Below are 24,596 nucleotides of genomic sequence, written 5' to 3'. Positions count from 1 at the left end.
AAGCGATCGGCACCCTGGGGCGGCGGCTGCTCGCGCTCGAGGAGCCGATCCTCCACGAGGCCGGCGTCTCGATGTGGGAGTACGCGATCCTCACGANNCTNCNNCGCGGCGCCGCCCCAGCCCAAGGACGCGGCCACCGTCGTCCTGGTCCGCGACGGCGCCGACGGGATCGAGGTCTTCCTGCAGCGCCGCGTGCAGCAGATGGCCTTCGCCGGTGGGATGACCGTCTTCCCGGGCGGGGGCGTCGACCCCCGCGACGGCGAGGCTGATCTCGCGTGGGAGGGTCCGGCGGCGCCGTGGTGGGCCGAGCGTTTCGGTGCCACCGAGCGCGACGCGCGCCAGCTGGTCTGCGCCGCAGTGCGGGAGACCTTCGAGGAGTGCGGCGTCCTGCTCGTCTCGGCGGCCGGCGGCGGAGCGCTCGATGTGGCGGCGCTCGCGCCCGCGCGTGCCCGCCTCGAGGCCAAGGAGCTCTCCCTCGCGCAGTTCCTCCGCGACGAGCACCTCGTGCTCCGCGCCGACCTGTTGCGGCCCCTCGCGCACTGGATCACGCCGAAGAACGAGAAGCGCCGCTACGACACCCGCTTCTTCCTCGCGGCCCTGCCCGACGGCCAGCGCGCGGACGACCGCACCAGCGAGGTGGAGGAGGCCGGCTGGCGGACCGCAGCGCAGGCGCTCGACGACTGGTCCGCGGGGCACTGCTTCCTGCTCCCGCCCACCTGGTCGCAGCTGCGCGCCGTCGCCGAGTACGGCACCGTCGCCGAGCTGCTCGCCGCCGAGCGGTCGATCGAGCCCGTCGAACCCGAGCTGCCGCTCGGCGGCGCCATCGACTCCCTGCGGTTCGCCGAGGCGGCCGAGTACGTGGCGTCGATGCCGCCGAACATCCCGCGCCCCACGCTCTGACGAGAGTCGCGGCACCGGGGTGTAGCCCGCTATTCACCCGCGTTGGGCAAGGGTTCACCGACCCGCGCGGTCGCGGTTCACCGCCCGGTCGTCTCGCGCGCTCACTGTGAGCGCATGGCAACACTGGTCATCGGCCGGAGCCCGGCCTCAGAGACGCTGATCGACGGGGCCGAGTACGAGGTCGTACTCACCACCCGCACGGACGACATCGACACGGTGCAGAGGTTGCGATACGAGGTCTTCGGCTCGGAGCCGGGCTTCGAGGCCTCGATGGCGGGGGTCGCCGACGGCCGCGACGCCGACCGGTTCGACGAATTCTGCGACCACCTCGTGATCCGGCACAAGCCCAGCGACGCGATCGTGGGCTGCTACCGGATCCTCCCGCCGCCCGGCGCGATCGCCGCTGGCGGCCTGTACCTGGCCACCGAGTTCGAGCTCGGCGCGCTGGACCACATCCGCCCCGAGACGCTGGAGATGGGGCGGGCCTGCGTGCGCGCCGACCACCGCACCGGCGGCGTCCTCTGCCTCATGTGGGCGGGTCTGCTCGCCTACAGCGACCTGCGCGGCATCCGGTACGCGATGGGCGCCGTCAGCGTCCCGATGCAGTACGACGGCTACGGCCGCGGCGCGACGGTCCGCGCCGTCCGCGAACTGGTCGACGCCAAGCACCGCGCGCAGTGGGTCGTGACCCCGCGGAACGAGGTCGAGGAGATCACGGCCGAGCCCGCGTCCCGCCGCACCTTCCCGCCGCTGGTCACCGGGTATCTCCGGATGAACGCCGAGATCCTCGGCGCGCCGAGCTTCGACCCCGTCTTCGACGTCGCCGATTTCCCGATGATCATCGACCGCACCCGGTTCAACGTGCGCTACCTCGAACGACTGCAGCAGGCGGCGGGAAGCCTCTGACCATGATCCCCGTCGCGGAACTGGCTCGGCACCCCTGGCAGCAGGTATCCCCGTGCGACGGGGCCTGTTCGGCCGGCGAGCCGCAGGAGACCGCTTCCTGGCTGCGGGCCGTCCGGTGGGCCGCCCTGATCGCGGTGATGGTCGTGGGCCTCCTCGCCCTGGCGCTCGCCTACCCGTGCGGCGCCACCGCCCGCCGCGTCGTCATCCGCGGCGGCGCCCGGGCGATGCTGTTCTCGCTCGGGACGCGCGTGGAGCCCGTGGGGAACGTGCCGCTGCGCTCCCTGGTGGTGGCGAACCACCAGTCGCTGCTCGACATCGTCGCCATCGCCTCGATCGCGCCGTCCGCGTTCGTGGCCAAGGCCGACATCTTCGATGTCCGCCCGGTCGCCGTGCTCATGCGCGCCTTCGGGGCGATCCCGCTGCGGCGCGAGCGCCTGCACGAGTTGCCGGCCACCGTGGACCGGGTCGCGGACCTGCTCCGACGGGGCCGCACCGTCGCGCTCTTCCCCGAGGGCACCACCTACTGCGGGGTCCACCGCGGCGACTTCCGGCCCGCCTTCTTCCAGGCCGCCATCGACGCTCGCGCCGACGTGGTGCCCGTCTCGCTGCGGTACTCGATGCGCCTGCCCGGACCGGCGCGCGGCGCGCGGCAGAGCACCGTCGCCGCGTACGTGGGATCCGACACCGAGATCGGCACGCTGTCCCGGGTGATCGCCGCGCGGGGCGTCGCCGTGCGCGTGCACGCGACCGAGGTGATCGACGCCGGTCAGTGGGTCGGCGCCGGCCGCGGCGCCCTCGCCGCGCGGGCGGAGGCAGCGGTCTTCGCCGACGCGGAGTTCCTCGCCGCCACCGCGCCGCTCCCGCTCGCGGCCTGACCCGGAAAGGGGTAGGTCCGCCGATCACGGTTGCGCGCGTATTCTTGGGACGCGATGACTCCCGACCGCGAGAACCCCGTCTACCTCGACCACGCCGCGGACACCCCGATGGTGCCCGAGGCGCTGGCGGCGATGGCGCAGGCCTCGGCGCGGCCGGGCAACGCCTCCTCGCAGCACGGTTCCGGCCGTCGGGCCCGCCGCGTCCTCGAGGAATCGCGCGAGTCGATCGCCCGCGAGCTGGGCGCCCGGCCCTCCGAGGTCGTCTTCACCGGCGGCGGCACGGAGGCCGTGAACCTCGCCGTCAAGGGCCTGTACTGGGCGCGCCGGGCCGAGAACCCCGCCGCCGTCACCGTGATCGCCTCCGCGATCGAGCATCACGCCGTGCTCGACGCGATCGAATGGCTCGGCGAGCACGAGGGCGCCGTCGTGCGCCTGCTGCCCGTCGACCATCGGGGCCTCGTCGACCCCGCCGACCTGCGCGCCGCGCTCGACGAGGCGGCCGGCACCGTTGCGCTGGTCAGCGTCATGTGGGCCAACAACGAGGTCGGCACGCTGCAGCCGATCGCCGAGTTGGCCGCCGAGTGCGCGCGGGACGGGGTGCCGATGCACTCCGACGCCACGCAGGCCACCGGCCACGTGCCCATCGACTTCGACGCCAGCGGCCTCGCCGTGCTCACCAACGCCGCGCACAAGTTCGGCGGGCCGCAGGGCGTGGGCACCATGCTCATCGGCCGCAGCGTCGCCCTGGTGCCGCTGGCGCACGGCGGCGGCCACGAGCGCGACCTGCGGTCCGGCACGCCCAACGTCGCCGGCGCCGCCGGCATGGCCGCCGCGCTGACGGTGGCGATCGGCCGGATGGACGAGGAGTCGCCGCGCCGCGCCGCGCTGCGCGACCGCCTCATCGCGGGCGTCCGCAGCTTCGAGGGCGCCGTGATCAACGGCGGTGCCGCGCACGGCATCCCCGCCCTGCCGGGCATCGCCCACGTCTCCTTCGCCGGCTGCGAGGGCGACTCCCTGCTCATGCTCCTCGACGCCCGCGGCATCGAGTGCGCCACGGGGTCCGCCTGCAGCGCCGGCGTCGCCCGGGTCAGCCACGTCCTCGAGGCCATGGGCGCCGACCCCGGCGTCGCGCGCGGCTCGCTGCGCTTCTCGTTCGGCCCCGAGACCACGGAGGCCGACGTCGACGCGGTGCTCGAGGCGCTCGGCCAGGTCGTCGACCGCGCCCGCGCCGCGGGGCTCAGCTTCACGGCGGCGGGCTGATGCGCGTCCTGGCCGCGATGAGCGGCGGCGTGGACTCCGCCGTGGCCGCGGCGCGGGCCGTCGAGGCCGGGCACGACGTGGTCGGCGTGCACCTCGCGCTGTCGGAGGCCCCGGGCACCCTGCGCACGGGCTCGCGCGGCTGCTGCTCCAAGGAGGACGCCGGCGACGCCCGCCGCGCCGCCGACGTGCTGGGCATCCCGTTCTACGTGTGGGACTTCGCGGACCGCTTCCGCGAGGACGTGATCGACGACTTCGTCGCCGCGTACGCCGCGGGGGAGACCCCGAACCCGTGCCTGCGCTGCAACGAGAAGATCAAGTTCTCGGCCCTCGCCGAGCGGGCCTACGCGCTGGGCTTCGACGCGGTCGCGACCGGCCACTACGCGCGCCTCGAGGGCGGCGAGCTGCGCCGCGCCGTCGACGCGGATAAGGACCAGTCGTACGTGCTCGCGGTGCTGACCGCGGAGCAGCTCTCCCGCGCACTGTTCCCGGTCGGCGACACCCCGAAGCCGCTGATCCGCGAGGAGGCCGCCCGCCGCGGCCTCGCCCTCGCCGACAAGCCCGACAGCCACGACATCTGCTTCATCCCGTCCGGCGACACGCAGGCCTTCCTCGGCGCCCGGATCGGCGTGCGGCCCGGCGCCGTCGTCGACGGCGAGACCGGCGAGCGGCTCGGCGAGCACGCCGGCGTCCACGAGTTCACCATCGGCCAGCGCAAGGGCCTCGGCCTGCCGGGCCCGGCCCGCGACGGCGAGCCCCGCTACGTCACCGCCATCGACGCCGCCTCCGGCGAGGTCACCGTCGGGCGCGGCGAACGTCTCGACGTCACGCGCATCGTCGCCGACGGTGCCGTCTGGACGTCCGGGACCGCGCCCGCGGGCCCCGTCGACGCGATGGTGCAGGTCCGCGCGCACGGCGGCCTCGCCCCCGTCACCGTCCGGGCCGACGGTGACCGCCTGGTCATGGATCTGGCGACGCCGCTGCGCGGGGTGGCGCCGGGGCAGGCCGCGGTGCTGTACGCGCCGGACGCCGAGCGCGGCGACCTGGTGCTGGGCTCGGGCACGATCCGCTCGACCGCGTCCGCGGGGGCGCATGTCTGACGTTCTGGCGCCCCTGCTCGGATCCGTGACGGGAATCGGCTCGGTGCCCGGCACGGACCCGCGGGAGGCGGCCGCCACCGTCGTGGGCGAGTTGGAGGTGCCCTTCCTACCCGAGCTCCCGAGCCGGGGGATCGGTGCCGACATGATCGGCCGCGCCGCGGGTCTGCTCGTCGACATCGGGTTCGACGTCTCCACCACCGGCTACCGGATCGGCGTACCCGGCGGCCGCGTCGCGCGGCTCGCGGGCGACCACCTGGAGCGCGACCTCGACGCGTTCGAGGAGGCCTACGAGGTCGCCCGCCGCCGGGGCGGCGGACTGGTGAAGACCCAGGTGGCGGGCCCGCTGACGCTCGCCGCGGGATTGGAGCTGCCGAACGGCCACCGGGTGGCCCGCGATCGCGGGGCGATGCGCGACGTCGCCGCCTCGCTCGCGGAGGGACTCACCCGGCACGTCGCCGACCTGCGGCGCCGGCTCGGCGCCGACGTGGTGCTCCAACTCGACGAGCCGTCGCTGTGGTCGGTCGTCCACGGCACCGTGCCTGCTCTGACCAAGTTGGACCCGATCCGTGCCGTCCCGGCGCCGGAGGCCGCCGAACTGCTGGCGTCCGTGGTCGAGGCCGTCCACGACGTGGGCGCCCCGGTCCTCCTTCACCTGTGCGGCCCCATCGACTGGGACGTCGTGCGGCGCGTTCCCGCCGACGGTGCGCTCCTCGACGCGACGCGCCTGACGGTGCCCGATTACGAGGGCTTCGGCGAGCTCGCCGAGTCGCGCACCGTCGTGGGATTGGGCCTCGCCCCCGCGGCGCCGGGACCGCGCCGCCGGTCGGCGGCGGACCTCGCGGCGCCGGCGCTGCGGCTGTACGACGAGATCGGCCTGCCGCGGCGCGATCTGGCGCGCGCGACGGTCACCCCCGTGTGCGGTTCGCCCGGTTCGCCCGGGATTCGCCCGATTCTCGACGCCTGCAAGGAGATTCGGGCGGCCTTGGCGGAGGCTTCCGCGGCGTAGCCCGCTACACTTCGGCGATGTTCCCGACCACCGGGGCAGTCGATGGTGCAGATACCGCCTGGCTGCTCGCCGCGTTCGCGCTCGTGTTGTTGATGACCCCGGGGCTCGCCCTGTTCTACGGCGGCATGGTGCGCAGCAAGAGCGTGCTCAACATGATGATGATGTGCCTCACCGCGATCCCCGTGGTGTGGCTGCTCTGGGTGGCCTTCGGCTACTCCATGACCTTCGGGCCCGACCGCGGCGGCGTCGTGGGTGACCCGACCACGTTCGCGGGCCTGCGCGGGCTGATCGGGACCTTCGGCGCCGACGGCTCCGATGCGGGCGCGGTGCCGCTCGTCGGGCAGGTGCCCGCGCTGCTGTTCGTCGCCTTCCAGGCGGGGTTCGCCATGGTCACCGTCGCCCTGATCGCGGGCGCCGTGGCCGACCGCATGCGCTTCGTCTCCTGGCTGGTCTTCGCCGGCCTGTGGGCGACGCTCGTCTACTTCCCGGTCGCGCATTGGGTGTTCTCGGTGCCGGGCCTCACCGCCGAGCGCGGCGGGTGGATCGTCGAGCACCTGCGGGCGATCGACTTCGCCGGCGGCACGGCGGTGGAGATCAACTCGGGCGCCTCGGCACTGGTCATGGCGCTCCTGCTCGGCCGCCGCGCGGGCTGGCCGCGCGATCCGATGCGGCCGCACAACCTGCCCTTCGTCATGCTGGGCGCGGGCCTGCTGTGGTTCGGATGGTTCGGCTTCAACGCCGGGTCGACCCTCGCGGCGAACGGGTCCGCGGCGCTCATCGTCGTGAACACGCTCGGGGCGGGCGCGGTGTCGATGGTGTCCTGGCTGGTGGTCGAGAAGGTGCGGCACGGCAAGCCCACGTCCTTCGGCGCCGCGTCGGGCGTCGTGGCGGGCCTGGTGGCGATCACCCCGTCGTGCTCGGCGGTGACGCCGATCGGCGCCCTCGCGGTGGGGGCCGCCGCGGGCGCGATCAGCTCCTACGCCATCGAGCTCAAGTACCGCTGGCGCTACGACGACTCGCTCGACGTCGTCGGCGTGCACCTCGTCAGCGGCGTCGTGGGCATGCTCATGATCGGGCTGGTCGGCAGCACGTCCGCCCCGGCCGGGCGCGACGGCCTGCTGTACGGAGGCGGGGTCGATCAGCTGTGGCGGCAGGCGGTCGCGGTGATCGCGGTTCTCGCCTACGCGATGGTCGTGACGCTGATCATCGGCCTGGTGCTCAAGGCCACCATCGGGCTCCGCGCGGATCCGCAGCACGAGGCCGACGGGCTCGATGACGGCCTGCACGCCGAGTCCGCCTACGACTTCCACGTCGTGCGGGGCGGGCGGCTCGAACCGGGGCGTTGATGCGGCCGCAACGGTATCGTGCCGCTATGACCGGATCCCGCCGCACGTCCTCGCTCGTCGTCGCGCTGCTCGCCGCGGCCGCGCTCACGGGCTGCTCCTCGAACTCCGACTCGGGCGCGGACGCGTCGCCCACCGGCACCGCCCCGGTGTCCGCGGCCGCGTCCTCCGCCGCCCCGATCCCCGCCCACGTCCCCGGCACCTACGCGAACGGCGACTGGGTGGTCCGCCTCGCCGCCGACGGGACCTGGGAGGAGGACCTGCGCGGTCAGGTCAACGCCTACGGCGGCACCTACACCGTCAGCGGCGATCAGGTGGTGCTCCGCGACCGGCGCGGGTCCAGCGAGACCGCCACGCTGCAGGGCGACGAGCTGCGGCTGCCCTCGATCACCCTCACCCGCCGGTAGGCACGTTCCGCTCTCGGCGATAGCCCTCGACAGCCTCTCACGGCCTGAGTAATCATGTAATCATGTAATCAGGACCGATTGAGGAGGTCTCCCATGATGGCAGGACGAGGACCGCGCGGAGCGGTGCCGGACGCGAAGGACGCGGGCGAATGGTTCGCGGGCAGGTTGCCGGAGGGCTGGTTCGACGGTCCGCCGACGGTCACCGTCGACCGCGAGGAGATCGTCGTGGTCGGCGTCCTGCCGTCCGACGGCGACGAGTCGACGGCGCAGCGTGAGGGCCGTGCCGCCCGCTTCCGCGAGGAGACGCGCGAGCAGCGGATGCGGATCGCGGACGAGGCGCAGGAGCGGTACCAGCGCCGTGTCTCCTGGGGCGTCTCGACGGGGACCGAGACGATCCTCTACACCCACCAGGCGGTGCCGGTGATGACCCGGCTGCGGCAGCCGGAGCGGCTGGTGCTCGACACGCTCGTCGACGCCGGGGTCGCGCGCTCGCGCGCCGACGCGCTGGCGTGGTGCGTGCGCCTGGTCGGCGAGCACACGGAGGACTGGCTCGGACAGCTGCGGCAGGCGATGAAGGACGTCGACGACCTGCGCGAGCAGGGCCCGCAGCTCTGACGCGGACTCAGTGCTGGTCGAGCGCGGCGATCGCGCGCTTCGGCGCGATCTGCCGGTAGCTCGCGTCGACCAGCTCGCGCACCTCGTCCCAGTCGACGGTGCCGATCGTCAGGTCGAGCCCGAGCCAGCCCGCGGACGCCATGTACGCGGGGAGGTAGAACCGCTCGTCCTGCTCGAGAGCCGTGCGCTCGGCGGGGTCGGCGATGAACAGCACGCTGGTGTTGCGCTGCTCGTGCGGGCGCGTCGCGGTCTTCTTGGTGCCGCCGCCGTACATCGCGAACATCTTGCCGCAGCGGAACGTCGGGCGGCCGTGCGCGACCTTCTCCGTCGCCTCGGGGAAGGCCAGCGCGATCTGCCGGACCCGGGCGAGCACCGGATCGTCGTCGGAGAACATGATCGGATGCGGCATGCCTGCAGACCTTAGGGCGGATCGCCCGCGCCCGTCGATGGAACATGTTCTACTGCGGGGGTGAGTGATCAGCGACCAAGCATCGGCATCGTCCAGTTCACCTCCGACCGGGGCCTGCCGCCGCAGCGGCTCGCGCCGCTGATCGAGGCCGCCGGTTTCGCCTCGTACTTCGTGCCCGAGCACGGCCACATCCCCACCCGACGCGACGCGGCGCACCCGGGGACCGGCACGGCGGAGCTCCCGGACGACCGCTACCTGCGCACCCTCGATCCGTGGACCACCTTGGCGGCCGCCGCCGCGGTGACCGAGCGGATCGAGCTGGCGACCGCCGTCGCGCTGCCGGTGCAGGCCGACCCGATCACCCTGGCCAAGACGATCGCCACCGTCGACCACCTCTCCGGAGGGCGCGTCGCGCTCGGCGTCGGCTTCGGCTGGAACCTCGACGAACTCGCCGACCACGGCGTGCCCGCGGGCCGCCGCCGGACCATGCTGCGCGAGTACCTCGAGTCCATGCGGGCGCTGTGGCGCGACGAGGAGGCGCAGTACCGGGGCGAGTTCGTCTCCTTCGGTCCGAGCTGGGCGTGGCCCAAGCCGCCCGGGGACGTCCCGGTCCTGGTCGGGGCCGGGGGCACCGACAAGAACTTCACGTGGATCGCGAAGAACGCCGACGGCTGGATCACCACCCCGCAGGACCGCGGGATCACCGACGCCGCCCGCCGCCTCGCCGAGATCTGGCGGGAGCACGGGCGCGACGGCGCGCCCCGCATCGTCGCCCTGGACGGCCGCCCCGACCGCGACCGGCTGGCCCGCTGGGGCGAGGCCGGCGTCACGGACGTGCTGTACCCGGCGGTCGACTCCGACGAGGCCTCCGCTGCGGAGCACCTGCGGCGCGTCGCCGACGCCGTCGCCCTCGCGGAGGCGTGACCTAGGAGATCCGCGCGACCCCGTGGCACTCCAGCGCCGGCGGATCGATGCCGATCCGGTTGGTCCGCACGGTGAAGACGACGGTGCCGCGCTGGGTGGGCACGCGGTCGAACAGGGCGACGCCGGTGCTGAGCGGTGCCTTCGACACCGAGCCCTGCGCGCCGGTGTCGACGTTGCGCCAGCGCAGGCTCGCGTTCCAGTCCGTGTCCTTCCACGGCGTCGGGATGGCGGAGACGACCATCTCGCCGGGGATCACCGCGGGCGGCGCGGGCGGCTGTTGCCGGACCGCGTTGCTCGCGTAGGCGACCACGCCCGTGGGGTTGTCCGCGCAGAGCGGGCCCACGTCGGCGCCGGCCGCCGGGGCGAGCGCGCCCGCCAGGAGCGCCGTCGACGCGGCGCCGGTCAGGGTGGTTCGTGCGAGGTGCATGACGAGTCCTTCCGTCGGTTTCGATCGCGGCACCGCCGGCTGGATACCCCTCACCTCTGTCATCGCGCCCGCGGTCGGCGTCCGTTACCGCGACCTGTCGGGGTGCTGGACTAATCTTCTGGGCATGGCGAAGGAGCTGACCGAGGACGACCGCCGCGCGTGGCAGGAACTCGCGGAGGAGGTGCGCGGGCACCAGTTCCGGTACTACGTGCAGGACGCGCCCGTGCTCTCCGACGGCGAGTTCGACGCGCTGCTGCGCCGCCTGCAGGAGATGGAGACGGCGTTCCCCGAGCTCGCCGTGGCGGATTCGCCCACCAAGCTGGTGGGCGGCGGCTTCTCCACCGAGTTCACGGCGGTCGATCACCTCGAGCGGATGATGTCGCTGGACAACGTCTTCGACGAGGGGGAGCTGCGCGACTGGATCGCGCGGGTGCAGAAGGACGTCGGGGGAGAGGTCGTCTTCCTCACCGAGCTCAAGATCGACGGTGTCGCCCTGAACCTGGTGTACGAGAACGGCTCCCTGGTGCGGGGCGCCACCCGCGGCGACGGCCGTACCGGCGAGGACGTGACGCTCAACGCCCGCACCCTCCGGGACGTGCCGCACGTGCTCACCCCGTCGGACGAGTTCCCGATCCCCGAGGTGCTCGAGGTGCGCGGCGAGGTCTTCTTCCGGCTCGCCGACTTCGAGGAGCTCAACGCCGGGCTGGTCGCGGAGGGCAAGCCGCCCTTCGCCAATCCGCGCAACTCCGCGGCGGGGTCGCTGCGGCAGAAGAACCCGCAGATCACCTCGCGGCGGCGGCTCGGGATGATCTGCCACGGCCTCGGCCGGATCCAGGGGCAGTGGTCGCCGTCCTCGCTGCACGACGCCTACCGCGCCCTCGCGGCGTGGGGCCTGCCCGTCTCGGCGCACACCAAGCAGGTGTCGGGGGCGGATGCGGTGGTGGACCGCGTCTTCTACTGGGGCGAGCACCGGCACGACCCGGAGCACGAGATCGACGGCCTGGTGGTCAAGGTCGACGAGATCTCCCTCCAGCGCCGCCTGGGCGCCACCTCCCGCGCACCGCGCTGGGCCATCGCCTACAAGTACCCGCCCGAGGAGGTCACCACGAAGCTGCTCGACATCCGGGTGAACGTGGGCCGCACCGGCCGGGTCACGCCGTACGCGTACATGGCGCCGGTCACCGTCGCCGGCTCCACGGTCGAGTTCGCGACGTTGCACAACGCCTCCGAGGTCGAGCGCAAGGGCGTGCTCATCGGTGACACCGTCACCATCCGCAAGGCGGGCGACGTCATCCCCGAGGTGCTCGGTCCGGTCGTGGACCTGCGGGACGGCACCGAGCGACCCTTCGTCATGCCCGTCACCTGCCCCGAGTGCGGGACGACGCTCGCCCCGTCGAAGGAGGGCGACGCGGACATCCGCTGCCCCAACACGGAGGCCTGCCCCGCTCAGCTCCGCGAGCGGCTGTTCTACCTGGCGGGCCGGACCTGCTTCGACATCGAGGGACTGGGCTACGAGGCCGCGTCGGCGCTCACCGCCTCGCCCGTGCTGCACAACGAGGGCGACGTCTTCGGCCTCACCGAGGAGGACCTGCTCCAGGTCCCGCTGTTCACCAACGACGGCGGCACCCTCTCGGCGAACGCGCAGCGCCTGCTCACCAATCTCGCAGTGGCCAAGAACAAGCCGCTGTGGCGCGTGCTCGTCGGGCTGTCCATCCGGCACGTCGGGCCGTCGGCGGCGCGGGCGCTCGCGCAGGAGCTCGGCAGTCTCGACGCGATCGCCGAGGCCGACATCGATCGCCTCGCGGAGGTCGACGGGGTGGGCCGCACCATCGCCGAGGCCGTGGTCGACTGGTTCACCGTCGACTGGCACCGCGAGATCGTCGAGAAGTGGCGCGCCGCCGGCGTGCGCCTCGAGGACGAGCGCGACGAGTCCGTGCAGCGCACTCTCGAGGGCATGTCCATCGTGGTCACCGGGTCGCTGCAGAACTACTCGCGGGACGAGGCCAAGGAGGCGATCCTGGTCCGCGGCGGCAAGGCCGCGAGCAGCGTCTCGAAGAAGACGGCCTTCGTCGTGATCGGCGACGCGCCCGGTTCCAAGGCCGACAAGGCGGAGCAACTGGGCGTGCCGATCCTCGACGAGGACGGCTTCGCGAAGCTCCTCGCGGAGGGGCCGGACGCGGTGCGGCCGACGGACGCCGGCGAGACGGACGAGCCGGCGGCGGAATGAGCGCCGGGGCATGAGCGCCTCGCCCGCCGTGGGCCGCGCCCTCGACATCCTGCTGCTCCTGGCCGGGAAGCCGGGGCCGGTGTCGGCGGCGGCGCTGGCGCGGGAGCTCGACCTGCCGCGGTCGTCGGTGTACCACATCCTCACCGTCCTGCAGGACCGCGGTTTCGTGGTCCACCTGCCCGAGCGGCAGGGCTACGGCCTCGGCGTCACGGCCTTCGAGATCGGTTCCGCGTACCTGCGGCACGCCCCGCTGGAGCGGCTCGCGCAGCCGATCCTGCATCGGCTGGCGATCCAGCTGGGACAGGCCGTGCACCTCGGGGTGCTGCACGGCAACGAGACCCTGTACCTGCTCAAGGAGCGCCCGTCGTCGGGTCCTGCGGCCGAGGTCTCCCTCATCACCGACGTGGGCGTGCGGCTTCCGGCGCACCTCACCGCCAACGGGCGCGCGATCCTCGCCGCACTGCCCGACACGCAGGTGGCGGCCCTGTACACGCGGTCCTCGGCGCTGGTGAGCCGCACCGGCCGCGGCCCGCGCACCCTCGCCGAGCTGCGCCGGCTCCTGGTGGAGACGCGGGAGCGCGGCTGGGCCGACGAGGTCGAGGACGTCACGACCGGGCTCCGGTCGGTCGGCGCCGCGGTCTTCGACCACAGCGGGCATCCCGTGGCGGCCCTGTCGACCACGTGGCGCCGGCACCTGGCCCTGCCCGAGCCCGGCACCGTCGGGCAGATCCTGCGCGACGGTGCCGCCCGGCTCACGTCCCGGATCTCCGGTCGTGCCCCGGAGTAGTCCCTACGCGTCGAAGACGCCCTCGAGCCGGTAGCGCGTGCCGGGGTGCAGCAGCCGGGCGACGGAGACGACCCGGTCGCGCGACCACGTGCGGCGCCGGATCATCAGGCCCGCCTCGTGCTCGCCGAGCTGCAGCAGGCGCCGCTGCTCCGCGGTCGGCGTGACCGCTTCGACGACGTGCTCGCCGCGCATGAGCGGTGCGATCTCCATGAGGTAGTCGTGCGGGGTGCGGCGGGTGAAGTCCTGGCCAAGGTAGTCGGGCGCCTCGGCGGCGACGACGAGCCGGTCCTCGAGCTGGATCGCCCGGTCGTCCTCGTAGTGCACGAGCACCGAGTGGAACACGGCCGCGCCCTCGGGGACGTCGAGGTCCGCCGCAGCGCGCGCATCGGCGGATGCCCTTGTCAGCGTGCGTACCTCGGCGCGGTGGCGGTGACCGCGCGCGGCCACCTCGGCGGCGATGGAGTGCACTTCGAAGAGGGCGGAGCTGGCCTTCGGCTTGGCCACGAAGGAGCCGACCCCGGCGGTGCGCACCACCAGGCCCTCGGCGGTGAGTTCGCGGAGCGCGCGGTTGACGGTCATCCGGGACAGGCCGAGCGAGGTGGCCAGTTGCGTCTCCGCCGGCAGCTGCTGCCCCTCGGTCCAGCGCCCGCTGGCGATCTGCTCGACCACGAGCTCTTTGAGGCGGCGGTACGCGGGGCCCGGCAGCCGCTGCGCACGGTAGAGCGACGCGACCTCCGTGTCCGCGATCGTCACCGTCGCACCTCCTTCGTGAGCACACTACCCGGCGGGCTGTCGGAGATGTCGTCTCGGATACGAGACGAAGCGCCGGCGCGCCTGGCTGCGATCGGTCGACCCGATGTGTCATGGATCACGACAGATTTCCGTCCCCTCGAGAGGACTCGCCTCCATGACCCACGACTTCTCCGCCGGCGCCCGTCCGGTGCGCGCCCCGCACGGCCTCGAGCTCGCCTGCCGCGGTTGGCAGCAGGAGGGCGCGATGCGCATGCTCATGAACAACCTCGACCCCGAGGTGGCGGAGCGTCCGGATGATCTCGTGGTCTACGGCGGCACCGGCCGCGCCGCCCGCAGCTGGGCCGCCTTCGACGCCATCGTGCGCACACTGCAGACCCTCGCCGACGACGAGACCCTGCTCGTCCAGTCCGGCAAGCCGGTGGGCGTCTTCCGCACCCACGAGTGGGCGCCCCGCGTGCTGCTCGCCAACTCGAACCTGGTGGGCGACTGGGCGAACTGGGAGCACTTCCGGCACCTCGAGGCCGAGGGCCTGATGATGTACGGCCAGATGACGGCGGGCTCGTGGATCTACATCGGCAGCCAGGGCATCCTGCAGGGCACCTACGAGACCTTCGGCGCGGTCGCCCGCAAGCGTTTCGGGGGCACCCTCGCGGGCACGATCACCCTGACCGCCGGCGTGGGCGGCATGGGCGGCGCGCAGCCCCTGGCCGTCACCATGAACGACGGTGTCGCGATCTGCGTCGACGTCGACGAGTCGCGGATCGACCGGCGCATCGCCCACGGCTACCTGGACACCAAGGCCGCCTCGCTCGACGAGGCGCTGGAGCTGGCGATCGCCAAGCGCGACGCCCGCGAGCCGCTCTCGATCGGCCTGGTGGGCAACGCCGCCGAGGTCTTCCCGGAGCTGCTCGAGCGCAAGGCCCCGATCGACATCGTCACCGACCAGACCTCCGCGCACGATCCGCTGTCCTACCTGCCCGTCGGCATCGACGTCGAGGACTGGCGGAAGATGGCGGAGAAGGACGCCGCGTACTTCACCGAGGAGGCGCAGAAGTCGATGGCCGCGCACGTGCGGGCCATGGTCGGCTTCCAGGACGCCGGGGCCGAGGTCTTCGACTACGGCAACTCGATCCGCGACGAGGCACGCAAGGGCGGCTACGACCGTGCCTTCGAGTTCCCCGGGTTCGTGCCCGCGTACATCCGCCCGCTGTTCGAGGAGGGTCTCGGCCCGTTCCGCTGGGCCGCGCTCTCCGGCGACCCGGAGGACATCGCCAAGACCGACAGGGCGATCGTCGAGCTCTTCCCAGAGAACGAGCACCTCACGCGCTGGATCACCATGGCGGGGGAGAAGGTCCACTTCGAGGGCCTGCCCGCCCGCATCTGCTGGCTCGGCTACGGCGAGCGCCACCGCGCGGGCCTGAAGTTCAACGAGATGGTCGCGAGCGGCGAGATCGGTCCGCTGGCCATCGGCCGCGACCACCTCGATTCCGGCTCCGTCGCTTCGCCGTACCGCGAGACCGAGGCCATGGCCGACGGCACCGACGCGGTCGCCGACTGGCCGCTGCTCAACGCGCTGGTCAACACCTCGTCGGGCGCCTCGTGGGTGTCCATCCACCACGGCGGCGGCGTCGGCATGGGCCGCTCGATCCACGCCGGCCAGGTGTGCATCGCCGACGGCACCGACCTCGCCGCGCAGAAGCTGGAGCGCGTGCTCACCAACGACCCGGGGATGGGCGTGATCCGCCACGCCGACGCCGGCTACGAGTACGCGAACGAGGTCGCGCGCGAGCGCGGCGTCCGCATCCCCATGCAGGAGGGCTGATGTCGGCCGGCTGGACTCTCATCGACGGCATCGGCTCCCTCGTCACCAACGACCCGGAGGCGGGGGAGGGCCGGCTCGGGCTCCTCCGTGACGCCGCCGTCGTCATCGGCGACGGTGCCGTCCAGTGGGTCGGGCCGTCGGCCCGGGTGCCCGACGGTGCCGCCGGCACGCGCATCGACGTCGAGGGCCGCGCGGTGCTCCCCGGATTCGTGGACAGCCACTCGCACACCGTCTTCGGCGGTGACCGGGCGGAGGAGTTCGCCGCCCGGATGACCGGCGCCGCGTACGGCGCCGGCGGCATCCGCACCACGATCGCCGCGACCCGCGCCGCCTCCGACGACGCGCTCTCCGCCAACGCCGCCCGGCTCGCGGCCGAGGCCCGGGCGCAGGGCACGACCACGCTGGAGATCAAGACCGGGTACGGCCAGACGGTGCGCGACGAGTCCCGCAGCCTGGACGTGGCCGCGGGCGTCTCCGACGAGGTGACCCTCCTCGCCGCCCACGTCGCGCCGCCGGAGTACGCGGGGCGGCAGGACGATTACGTCGCCATGGTGATCGACGAGATGATCCCGGCGTGCGCGCCGCGGGCGAAGTGGATCGACGTCTTCTGCGAGGAGGGCGCCTTCACCGAGGAGCAGTCCCGCGCGGTGCTCACGGCCGGCATGGCGGCGGGGCTCGTGCCGCGTGTGCACGGCAATCAGCTCTCCTACGGCGCGGGCGTGCGCCTGGCGGTGGAGCTGGGCGCCGCCTCGGTGGACCACGTCACCTACACCACGGACGCCGACGTCGAGGCCCTCGCCGGGGGGAGCACCGTCGCCACGCTCCTGCCGGGCGCGGACTTCAGCACCCGCAACAAGTACCCCGACGCGCGGGCGCTGCTCGACGCCGGCGTCACCGTCGCCCTGGCGGCGGACTGCAACCCGGGCACGAGCTACACCACCAGCATCCCGTTCTGCATCGCGCTCGCGGTGCGGGAGATGCACATGAGCCCCGACGAGGCCGTGTGGGCCGCGACTGCGGGCGGCGCGGCCGCGTTGCGGCGCACCGACGTCGGTGCCCTGCGCGTCGGTATGCGCGCGGACCTGACGGTGCTCGACGCCCCGTCGCACCTGCACCTGGCCTACCGGCCGGGCGTGCCTCTGGTCTCGCGCGTGTTCGCGGGCGGAGCGGAGCGATGACGGACCGGGCACCGTCGGCCTGGACGGGCCGCGACGACGGCCCGGGCCCGGAGCACCTGCGCTGGCATTCGGCGATGGCCTCCGGGCCGGTCCCGGGCGCGACGTCGCTCATCGGCTTCGCGAGCGACGCCGGTGTGGCCCGCAACCTCGGCCGGCCGGGCGCCGCCGCGGGCCCGGCCGCGTTGCGCGCCGCGCTCGGAACCCTGGCCCTCGCGGCGGATCTCGGGCTCACGGACCTCGGCGACGTGGTCGTGTCCGGCGACGACGACCTCGAGGCGGGCCAGGCGCGGCTCGGCGCGGCGGTCACGTCCGTGCTCGACGGCGGCGGCCTCCCCGTCGTGCTCGGCGGCGGCCACGAGGTCGCCTACGGCAGCTACCTGGGCATCGCGGACTCGCGCGTCGTCGCCGACGGCGCGCGCCTCGGCGTCCTGAACCTGGACGCGCACTTCGACCTTCGGTCAGCGCCGCGCCCCAGTTCGGGCACCCCGTTCCGGCAGATGGCGGAGCGGGAGGCATCGCTCGGGCGGCGGCTGGACTACGCCGTCGTGGGGATCTCGCAGCCGGGCAACACCCGCGCGCTGTTCGACGAGGCCGAGCGCCTCGGCGTGCGGTATCTGCTCGACGACGAGTGCGGCGTGCTGTCGGTGCCCGCCGTGGAGCGGTTCGTGCACGACTTCCTCGGCGGAATCGATGCGCTGTACCTCACCATCGACCTCGACGTGCTGCCCGCCGCGGTCGCGCCCGGCGTCTCCGCGCCCGCGGGCCTCGGCGTGCCGCTCGAGGTGATCTCGCGGGTGTGCGACGTCGTCGCCGCGAGCGGCAAGCTGCGGCTGCTCGACGTGGCCGAGCTCAACCCGTCGCTCGACGTCGACAACCGCACCGCCCGCACCGCGGCCCGGTTGATCCACCGCATCGTCACCCGCCGCTGAGCGCGAACGCACTCACGCGGCGAGGCCCGATCGTCGATCCGAACAGCCATGCGCGGCGCGCATGGCTCGAAAACCGCTGTTCACAAGGTGTTTCGACGAGTGAGGTCATGCGCGCCGCGCATGGCCTCACTCATCGGTCCGGTGCACCTGTCGTCGTCGCATCGCGGTCGTCCCCCGCGCCGCGCGCATGGCCGCCGCGGGCGACTACCGCATCACGGCGCCGCCCCCGGCCGCCTCAGCGCCCGCAGGCTCACCCGAGCTCGCCCGCGACCTCCTCCGCCGCGGCCACGAGCGCGCCCGACGCGGCCAGTTCGACGACTGCCTCGATCTCGGGGGCGAGGTAGCGGTCGGTGCCGGGGCCCTCGACGCGGCTGCGGATGAGGTCGCGGACGGCGCCGGTCGCGGCGGCGGGCTCCAGCGGCGCGCGGAGATCGATCGCGCGGGCCGCGGTCAGCGCCTCGATCGCCAGGACGCGGGTGAGGCCGTCGATGGCGCGGCGCAGCTTGCGCGCCCCGGACCAGCCCATCGACACATGGTCCTCCTGCATCGCGGAGGAGGGGATCGAGTCCACCGAGGACGGTGCCGCGAGCCGCTTGAGCTCGGAGACGATCGCGGCCTGGGTGTACTGCGCGATCATGTGGCCGGAATCGACGCCCGGGTCGTCCGCGAGGAACGGGTTCAGGCCGTGGTTGCGGGCCTTGTCCAGGAAGCGGTCCGTGCGCCGCTCGCTCATGGACGCGACGTCGGCGGCGACGATGGCGAGGAAGTCCAGCACGTACGCGACGGGCGCACCGTGGAAGTTGCCGTTCGACTCGACGCGGCCGTCGAGCGTGATGACCGGGTTGTCCACGGCGCTGGCCAGCTCGTAGCCGGCGACCGTCTCCGCGTGGGCGACGGTGTCGCGGGCGGCGCCGGTGACGATCGGCGCGCAGCGCAGCGAGTAGGCGTCCTGCACGACGGTCGTGTCCTCGCGGTGGCTCGCGACGATCGGCGACCCGTCGAGCAGGCGGGTCATGTTCGCGGCCGCCACGGCCTGGCCGGGCTGCGGCCGCAGGGCCTGCAGATCGGCCGCGAAGACGCGGTTGGTGCCCATGAGGCCCTCGACGCTCATCGCCGCGGTGATGTCGGCGAGCTTGAGCAGGCCGCGCAGGTCGTGACACGCCATCACGAGCATGCCGAGCATGCCGTCGGTGCCGTTGATGAGGGCGAGGCCCTCCTTCTCCTCCAGCACCACGGGGGTGATGCCGGCCGCGGCCAGGGCCTCCGCGGCGGGGACGAGGGCACCGTCGGCCGTGCGGACCGTGCCCTCGCCGATGACGGCGAGGGCGCAGTGCGCCAGCGGCGCGAGGTCGCCGGAGCAGCCGAGGCTGCCGTACTCGTGCACGACCGGGGTGATCCCGGCGGTGAGCAGCGCCGCGTAGGCCCGCGCGACCTCGGGGCGCACGCCGGTGCGGCCGGTGGCCAGCGTCGAGAGGCGGAGCAGCATGAGCCCGCGGATCACCTCGCGCTCGACTTCGGGCCCGGAACCGGCGGCGTGCGAGCGGATCAGGCTGCGCTGCAACTGCTTGCGCAGCTCGGTGGGGATGTGCCGGGTGGCGAGCGCGCCGAAGCCGGTGGAGACGCCGTACACGGGATCGGGGCTGTCGGCGAGGGCGCGGATGTGGGCGCGGGTGGCGGCCATCGCGTCCAGCGACTCCTGCGACAGCTCCACGGCGGCGCCCTCGCGGGCGACCCGCAGGACGTCATCGGGGCTGACGGGGCCGATGCCGACGGTGACGGTGGTCATCAGATCTTCTCCAGTTCGATCTTCGGGGTGCGGGGGAGGAAGCGGAACGCGACGGCCAGGGCGATCAGCCAGACGGCTCCGACGTAGAGGGCCACGCGGGTGTCCGCGTGGAAGGCGAGCAGGACGGTGACGAAGACGAGGAAGGCCATCGTGATCACCTGGCCGTAGGGCCACAGCGGCACGGGGAACTTCAGGCCGGCCTCCTGCTCGGGCGTCATCGAGCGACGCGCCCTGTACTGGGCGGCCAGGATCATCAGCCACACGAAGATGGTGGCGAAGGTCGCGATCGAGGCGATCACGGCGAAGACGTTCTCGGGGATCAGCCAGTTCAGGACGACGCCCACGAGGAGGGCGCCGGCCATGATGACCACGGTGAGGTACGGGACGCCGTTCCGGGAGACCCTGGTCAGCGCCTGCGGTGCCTGGCCGCGCTGCGCCATGCCGTACAGCATGCGGCCCGCGCCGAAGACGTCGCTGTTGATCGCGGAGAGGGCGGCGGTGATCACCACGACGTTGAGCACGGCCGCCGCGGGGCCGACGCCGAGCGCCTCGAAGATCTGCACGAACGGGCTGCGCTCCGTGGTGATCTCGTTCCACGGGATGATCGCCATGATCACCGCGAGGGTGAGGACGTAGAACAGCAGGATCCGGATCGGCACCGTGTTGACCGCGCGCGGGATGGTCTTCTCGGGGTCCTGCGCCTCGCCCGCCGTGATGCCGATGATCTCGCTGCCGCCGAACGCGAAGATGACGATGGCGAAACAGCCGAGGAAGCCGCCGAGGCCGGTCGCGAAGAAGCCGCCGTTCGACCACAGGTTGGACACGCCCTGCGAGGTGTCGTGGAGGCCGAAGCCGAAGATCAGCACGGCGATGCCGCCGGCGATCATCGCGATGATCGCCACGATCTTGACGAGGGTGAACCAGAACTCGAGCTCGCCGAAGGTCTTGACGCCCACCAGGTTCACGGCCGCGATGAAGAAGATGATGGACAGTACCCAGATCCAGCGCGGCACGTCGGGGAACCAGAAGCCCATGTACACGCCGAACGCGGTGACGTCGGCGAGCGCGACGACGATCATCTCGAAGATGTAGGTCCACCCGGTCATGAAACCCGCGAGCGGGCCGAGGTTCGCGGAGGCGAACTCGCCGAAGGAGCCGGCGACGGGGTTGCGGACGGCCAGTTCGCCGAGGGCGCGCAACACGATGTAGATCGCGGCGCCGCCGATGATGTACGCCACGAGGACCGCGGGACCGGCGGACTGGATGGCCGAGGCGGAGCCGTAGAACAGGCCCGTGCCGATCGCGGAGCCGAGGGCGATGAATCGGATGTGGCGCGCGGACAGGCCGCGGACCAGGGTGGAGCCGAGATCGCTCACGGGGGACTCCTTAGCGGGCGGGCGGAGGTGTGTGGCGGATCACACCCGCCTATGTATAGCGCTGTCTATACAAATGCGCAAGACCGCGCCCGGGCGAATCCGGCACCACGGGACTCAGCGGACCAGCACCGTCGCCACGATGCCCGCGAGGTAGCCCAGCCGGGCCACCTCGGACGGGCGGAAGTCCGGGCCGCCGGGGCGGCCGACGAGCACGACCTTGCCGATCGCGCCGAGCGGCGCGGCGGCCAGCTTGGTGTCCATGTTCTGCCACGCCTCCGGCACCCAGTCGGCCTCGGCGTCGAGGGCGACGGGGCCGCTGAGCGGCAGGAAGCCGAGGTGCTCGGGCGGCGTCTCCGGCAGGCCCGACGATCCGAAGACCGGCCAGGGCGTCTCCGGGGTGTTGCTCAGCACGGCGCACCAGCCCACCCGCAGGACGCGCGGCACCTGATCCGCCAGCATCTGGAGCTGGTCGTGGNCGGCGCCGGCCACGTGGTCGATGAGCTCGAGCTCGCGGTGGGTGTCCAGGACGTCGGCGTACGGGCGGATCGAGTCGACCGTGATCCCGTCCAGCGACTCCGCCGCGGTGATCAGGGTGTCCGGCAGCGACTGCGGGCCCAGGTCCACGACGATGTCGTCCACCGCGAAGCCCTCGCCGCGCTCCACGACGTCGAGCGAGAGGATGTCGGCGCCCACCGAGCCGAGGGCCACGGCCAGGGAACCCAGGCTGCCGGGGCGGTCGGTGAGGCGGACGCGCAGGAGGTAGGACACCCTCCGATTGTGGCACCCGGCCCCGCGTCGCGCTGATCCGCCCGGGCGCGGTGTGACGGCCCGTGACAGGGGCTCGACCGGAACGTCGCGAACATCACATCGCCCCGGTTGGTGTCCTGCGGTCTCGGCCCCGACACTGGTACGCATGCCCCACACCGAGACCCGGTCGGAGGCAGGAGCGGCCCACAAGGCCTCGCTGACCTCCGTCGCCCGACGCATCGCCCCCGGCCGCGAACACGAATTCCTGGCCTGGACCGACGCGGGGATCGCGCTGGCCCGTACCTACCGCGGCTTCCTGGGCGGCGGGTGGGTCCGTTCCGCGGACGACCCCGAGCTCTACTTCGTGATCTATCGCTTCGCCTCCGACGAGGAGCTGGACGACTGGCAGCGCTCCCGCGTGCGCAAGCACTGGCTGGAGCGGTGCGAGGGCCTCGCCGTCGAGACCGCCACGCACCGCCTGTCCGGGATCGAGGGCTGGTTCGACCCGCAGGCCGACGGTGCCGGCCCCGTCGCGTCGCCCGTGACGGCCGTGCCGCCGCGCTGGAAGCAGGCCGTCGCCATCTGGCTCGGCTTCTTCCCCTTGTCGCTGCTGATCAACTTCCTGGTGCTGCCGCACCTGACGTTCCTGCCCGCGCACGGCTGGGGCCTCGTGGGCCGCACCCTGATCGCGACGCTGATCAACACCCCGCTCATGGTCTTCCTCGTGCTGCCGTGGGTGACCGCTCGGATCAAGCCCTGGCTGGAGCGGCGGTAGATCCGAGTTCGGCCAGCACGGCCCGGCCGGCACGCTCGCCGGACGCCGCTGCGTCGGCCAGCGACGGAAGGTCGAGCTGGTAGTCGCCGGCGAAGTGGATCGGACCCAGCGGGTCCCGGAGCACGGGTAGTGAGGACCGCCGGCCCGGCGCCCAGAACGGGACCACCCGGCGGTGCCTCCGGAGGACGGGGTCCGCGCCGAGCTTGCCGCGCAGTTCCGGGAACACGGACAGCAGGTCCTCGGAGAACCGCGCGATGATCTCCTCGTCCGGGAGGTCGAACAGCGCGTCGGCCCGGGCTCCGCCGGCGAAGCACGCGAGCGCACCGCCGGGCGTCCGAGGGCCGGTGCGGCGCAGTGCTGCCGCGTGGTTGAACATCGCCTGGAACGACAGCTGCGGCGCGGAGACGCCGAAGAAGTGGTCCCACTGCTGCGGCCCCTCCTCCTCGGTGAAGAAGCCCACGATCACGTAGCGGCCGTACGTGATGTCGCTCAGGGCGTTGAGCTGTTGCTGCGGGAGCCCGTCGACGATGCGCTCGGTGATGTCGGCGGGGGTGCTCACGATCGCGCGGCGCGCGCGCAGCCGGGCGGGGCGATCACCGTCGAGGTAGTCGACGACCACCCCGTCGCCGTCCCGCCGCACCTGCTGGACCCGGGTGTTCAGGCGGATGCGGTCGCCGAGGTCCTCGGCGAGGACGTCGGTGAGGGCCTGGTTCCCGCCGTGCGGCAACGCGAAGTTGGGGATCTTCTCCGGGTCGGCGAGCGCGAGTCCCACGGAGGTGACGAACTGCGTGGCGGCGGTCTCCTCGGGCTCGCAGCCCATCCACTGGGCCGACCACGAACGGACGATCTGGTCGGCGAGCTTCGAGTTCACGCCCTTGAGCAGATACGACGCGAGGCGCGTCTCCATCGTCGCGCGCACCTTCTGCGCGATCGCGCTCTGCGACTCGAGGAAGGGCATGGCCGCGATGATCCGGCTGCCGACCAGGGCCATGCCGAGCCGGTCCTTCATCGTCATCTTCGTCTTGACCATGAGCGCCAACGGGTTCGAGGTGTCGACCATGCCCCCGTTGAGATACAGCCCGAGGCTCGTGCCGGCGAGGGATCCCATCTCGATGCCGTGCCGGTGCAGGGCGTCGATGAGGGTGCCGTTGCCTTCGGTGAACTGCGTGCCCACGTTGACCCAGTAGTCGCCGCGGCGCACCGTCTCGACCCGGCCGCCGGTGCGGTCGGCGGATTCGAGGACGATCACGTCGGCGTCGGGTGCGAGGGTGGTCGCCGCCATCAGGCCGGACATGCCGGCGCCGATGACCACGGCGTCGTGGACGGTGTCGTCGGTCGTGCTCATGCGTGGGCTCCCGTCGTGTGCTGTCCGTTCGCCGCGTCGACCCGCTTGTTGTGGGCGTCGAACGCGTCGTACGCCCGGTAGAAGACGAACATCTGCAGGCCCCAGGAGGCCAGGGCGAAGGTGTAGAAGATCGTGTGCTCGGCGTCGTCACCGGGAATCTGGACGAAGTCGTAGATCGCGGCGACGAGGAAGCTGCAGAAGGTCGAGATGAACACCCACAGGGCGTGCTTGTGCTCGCCGATGTCCCACAGGCGCTTGCCGAAGTAGATGAGGAAGATGCTGGTGAGCACGTTGACGACGACGAAGAAGATCGCGATGGGGGTCGCGTAGGCCGATTCCTGGTAGCCGACCAGGAGGGAGCCGACGACCGCGGCGAGCGCGAACGAGCCGATCTCGACGGCGAGGGTCGGCTTGTACCGGTGAGTGACCTGAAGCAGGCCGAGGACCAGGATCAGGGTGATGCCGACCGAGCGGGAGAAGGCGTCGAAGAAGGAGGCGATGGTGTACAGCACACTGTCGTGGCTGGACTTGGTGGCGGCGAAGATGAGGAAGTTGGTGCACGAGGTGGCGACCACGATCCACTCGAGGCCGAGCAGGTAGTTGTGATGTCTGCGGATGAACTTGATGCCGTAGGTGAAGCCGACGACGATCGCCCAGAGATCGGCGATCATGAACAGTATTTCCTTCATGATTTTTCCTTCG

At 72.7% G+C, this 24,596-nt stretch carries 24 protein-coding genes and 1 pseudogene; 16 read left to right on the top strand and 9 right to left on the bottom strand.

The window, feature by feature from the left end; all coding sequences use genetic code 11:
• Nucleotides 1-104: 104 nt before the first annotated feature.
• The 9 genes from ACNAYW_RS15525 to ACNAYW_RS15485 all read left to right on the top strand — a co-directional run.
• A partial coding sequence (locus ACNAYW_RS15525; RefSeq protein WP_415850576.1) for an NUDIX hydrolase occupies nucleotides 105-900 on the top strand: 796 nt, incomplete at its 5' end.
• Nucleotides 901-1,014: 114 nt separating this feature from the next.
• Nucleotides 1,015-1,806, top strand: coding sequence for a GNAT family N-acetyltransferase (locus ACNAYW_RS15520; RefSeq protein WP_415850575.1), 792 nt, complete (start codon nucleotides 1,015-1,017; stop codon nucleotides 1,804-1,806).
• Between the two features lie 2 nt (nucleotides 1,807-1,808).
• Nucleotides 1,809-2,681 carry a lysophospholipid acyltransferase family protein gene (locus ACNAYW_RS15515; protein WP_415850574.1) on the top strand — a complete coding sequence of 291 codons (873 nt, stop codon included), beginning with the start codon at nucleotides 1,809-1,811 and terminating at the stop codon, nucleotides 2,679-2,681.
• 54 nt (nucleotides 2,682-2,735) lie between these two features.
• Complete coding sequence (locus tag ACNAYW_RS15510; RefSeq protein WP_415850573.1) at nucleotides 2,736-3,941, top strand: cysteine desulfurase family protein; 1,206 nt, start codon at nucleotides 2,736-2,738, stop codon at nucleotides 3,939-3,941.
• Nucleotides 3,941-5,038, top strand: a complete 1,098-nt coding sequence (gene mnmA / locus ACNAYW_RS15505; protein WP_415850572.1) for a tRNA 2-thiouridine(34) synthase MnmA — start codon at nucleotides 3,941-3,943, stop codon at nucleotides 5,036-5,038. Before ACNAYW_RS15510 ends, mnmA begins: the two co-directional genes overlap by 1 nt.
• Nucleotides 5,031-6,044, top strand: a complete 1,014-nt coding sequence (locus ACNAYW_RS15500; protein ID WP_415850571.1) for a uroporphyrinogen decarboxylase/cobalamine-independent methonine synthase family protein — start codon at nucleotides 5,031-5,033, stop codon at nucleotides 6,042-6,044. The genes mnmA and ACNAYW_RS15500 overlap by 8 nt, the downstream gene beginning before the upstream one ends.
• 17 nt (nucleotides 6,045-6,061) lie before the next feature.
• Entirely contained in the window at nucleotides 6,062-7,390 is a 1,329-nt protein-coding gene (locus ACNAYW_RS15495; RefSeq protein ID WP_415850570.1) for an ammonium transporter, read from the top strand.
• 26 nt (nucleotides 7,391-7,416) lie between these two features.
• Nucleotides 7,417-7,794, top strand: a complete 378-nt coding sequence (locus ACNAYW_RS15490; protein WP_415850569.1) for a hypothetical protein — start codon at nucleotides 7,417-7,419, stop codon at nucleotides 7,792-7,794.
• A 93-nt stretch (nucleotides 7,795-7,887) separates the two neighbouring features.
• On the top strand, nucleotides 7,888-8,409 hold the full coding sequence (locus ACNAYW_RS15485; RefSeq protein WP_415850568.1) for a hypothetical protein: 522 nt from the start codon (nucleotides 7,888-7,890) through the stop codon (nucleotides 8,407-8,409).
• 7 nt (nucleotides 8,410-8,416) lie between these two features.
• Here the strand turns inward: ACNAYW_RS15485 and ACNAYW_RS15480 are convergent, their stop codons facing one another.
• On the bottom strand, nucleotides 8,417-8,818 hold the full coding sequence (locus ACNAYW_RS15480; protein ID WP_415850567.1) for an MmcQ/YjbR family DNA-binding protein: 402 nt from the start codon (nucleotides 8,816-8,818) through the stop codon (nucleotides 8,417-8,419).
• A gap of 60 nt (nucleotides 8,819-8,878) precedes the next feature.
• On the opposite strand from ACNAYW_RS15480, the gene ACNAYW_RS15475 reads away from it, so the two are divergent.
• Nucleotides 8,879-9,742: a TIGR03619 family F420-dependent LLM class oxidoreductase gene (locus ACNAYW_RS15475; protein ID WP_415850566.1), complete on the top strand. Its 864-nt coding sequence runs from the start codon at nucleotides 8,879-8,881 to the stop codon at nucleotides 9,740-9,742.
• Between the two features lies 1 nt (nucleotide 9,743).
• Here ACNAYW_RS15475 and ACNAYW_RS15470 read toward each other — a convergent pair whose 3' ends face one another.
• Nucleotides 9,744-10,169 carry a hypothetical protein gene (locus ACNAYW_RS15470; RefSeq protein WP_415850565.1) on the bottom strand — a complete coding sequence of 142 codons (426 nt, stop codon included), beginning with the start codon at nucleotides 10,167-10,169 and terminating at the stop codon, nucleotides 9,744-9,746.
• Nucleotides 10,170-10,293: 124 nt separating this feature from the next.
• On the opposite strand from ACNAYW_RS15470, the gene ligA reads away from it, so the two are divergent.
• Nucleotides 10,294-12,396: an NAD-dependent DNA ligase LigA gene (gene ligA, locus ACNAYW_RS15465; RefSeq protein WP_415850564.1), complete on the top strand. Its 2,103-nt coding sequence runs from the start codon at nucleotides 10,294-10,296 to the stop codon at nucleotides 12,394-12,396.
• A gap of 10 nt (nucleotides 12,397-12,406) precedes the next feature.
• Nucleotides 12,407-13,183 (top strand): IclR family transcriptional regulator, encoded by a 777-nt coding sequence (locus ACNAYW_RS15460; protein WP_415850563.1) that lies wholly within the window; start codon nucleotides 12,407-12,409, stop codon nucleotides 13,181-13,183.
• A gap of 3 nt (nucleotides 13,184-13,186) precedes the next feature.
• Here ACNAYW_RS15460 and hutC read toward each other — a convergent pair whose 3' ends face one another.
• A complete protein-coding gene (gene hutC / locus ACNAYW_RS15455) occupies nucleotides 13,187-13,936 on the bottom strand; it encodes a histidine utilization repressor (protein ID WP_415850562.1) in 750 nt (249 codons plus the stop codon).
• A 154-nt stretch (nucleotides 13,937-14,090) separates the two neighbouring features.
• On the opposite strand from hutC, the gene hutU reads away from it, so the two are divergent.
• The 3 genes from hutU to hutG are packed head-to-tail and all read left to right on the top strand — an operon-like array spanning nucleotide 14,091 to nucleotide 17,865.
• The gene (gene hutU, locus ACNAYW_RS15450; protein WP_415850561.1) at nucleotides 14,091-15,758 is read left to right on the top strand and encodes a urocanate hydratase; all 1,668 of its coding nucleotides are present in this window, start codon (nucleotides 14,091-14,093) and stop codon (nucleotides 15,756-15,758) included.
• Complete coding sequence (gene hutI, locus ACNAYW_RS15445; protein ID WP_415850560.1) at nucleotides 15,758-16,936, top strand: imidazolonepropionase; 1,179 nt, start codon at nucleotides 15,758-15,760, stop codon at nucleotides 16,934-16,936. The genes hutU and hutI overlap by 1 nt, the downstream gene beginning before the upstream one ends.
• The gene (gene hutG / locus ACNAYW_RS15440; RefSeq protein ID WP_415850559.1) at nucleotides 16,933-17,865 is read left to right on the top strand and encodes a formimidoylglutamase; all 933 of its coding nucleotides are present in this window, start codon (nucleotides 16,933-16,935) and stop codon (nucleotides 17,863-17,865) included. The genes hutI and hutG overlap by 4 nt, the downstream gene beginning before the upstream one ends.
• A gap of 250 nt (nucleotides 17,866-18,115) precedes the next feature.
• Here hutG and hutH read toward each other — a convergent pair whose 3' ends face one another.
• From hutH to ACNAYW_RS15420, 4 genes and pseudogenes are all read right to left on the bottom strand, one after another.
• Nucleotides 18,116-19,651: a histidine ammonia-lyase gene (gene hutH / locus ACNAYW_RS15435; RefSeq protein ID WP_415850558.1), complete on the bottom strand. Its 1,536-nt coding sequence runs from the start codon at nucleotides 19,649-19,651 to the stop codon at nucleotides 18,116-18,118.
• The gene (locus ACNAYW_RS15430; RefSeq protein ID WP_415850557.1) at nucleotides 19,651-21,027 is read right to left on the bottom strand and encodes an amino acid permease; all 1,377 of its coding nucleotides are present in this window, start codon (nucleotides 21,025-21,027) and stop codon (nucleotides 19,651-19,653) included. The genes hutH and ACNAYW_RS15430 overlap by 1 nt, the downstream gene beginning before the upstream one ends.
• Before the next feature lie 114 nt (nucleotides 21,028-21,141).
• Nucleotides 21,142-21,502: pseudogene (locus ACNAYW_RS15425) on the bottom strand (amino acid-binding protein); the annotation flags it as partial.
• A 1-nt stretch (nucleotide 21,503) separates the two neighbouring features.
• Nucleotides 21,504-21,795 (bottom strand): ACT domain-containing protein (locus tag ACNAYW_RS15420; RefSeq protein WP_415850556.1); only part of this gene is annotated, 292 nt, incomplete at its 3' end.
• A 145-nt stretch (nucleotides 21,796-21,940) separates the two neighbouring features.
• Between ACNAYW_RS15420 and ACNAYW_RS15415 the strand changes: the two genes are divergently transcribed.
• The gene (locus ACNAYW_RS15415) at nucleotides 21,941-22,549 is read left to right on the top strand and encodes an antibiotic biosynthesis monooxygenase (protein WP_415850555.1); all 609 of its coding nucleotides are present in this window, start codon (nucleotides 21,941-21,943) and stop codon (nucleotides 22,547-22,549) included.
• On the opposite strand, the gene ACNAYW_RS15410 is transcribed toward ACNAYW_RS15415, so the two are convergent.
• Both ACNAYW_RS15410 and ACNAYW_RS15405 read right to left on the bottom strand, forming a co-directional pair.
• Nucleotides 22,524-23,894, bottom strand: coding sequence for a flavin monoamine oxidase family protein (locus tag ACNAYW_RS15410; protein WP_415850554.1), 1,371 nt, complete (start codon nucleotides 23,892-23,894; stop codon nucleotides 22,524-22,526). The two genes, ACNAYW_RS15415 and ACNAYW_RS15410, sit on opposite strands and share 26 nt — an antisense overlap.
• Entirely contained in the window at nucleotides 23,891-24,583 is a 693-nt protein-coding gene (locus tag ACNAYW_RS15405) for a transporter (RefSeq protein ID WP_415850553.1), read from the bottom strand. Before ACNAYW_RS15405 ends, ACNAYW_RS15410 begins: the two co-directional genes overlap by 4 nt.
• Nucleotides 24,584-24,596 lie beyond the last annotated feature (13 nt).

The sequence above is a fragment of the Tsukamurella ocularis genome (assembly GCF_965138335.1).
Lineage (GTDB): Bacteria > Actinomycetota > Actinomycetes > Mycobacteriales > Mycobacteriaceae > Tsukamurella > Tsukamurella ocularis_A.
This window is presented reverse-complemented; position numbering and strand designations above follow the sequence as displayed.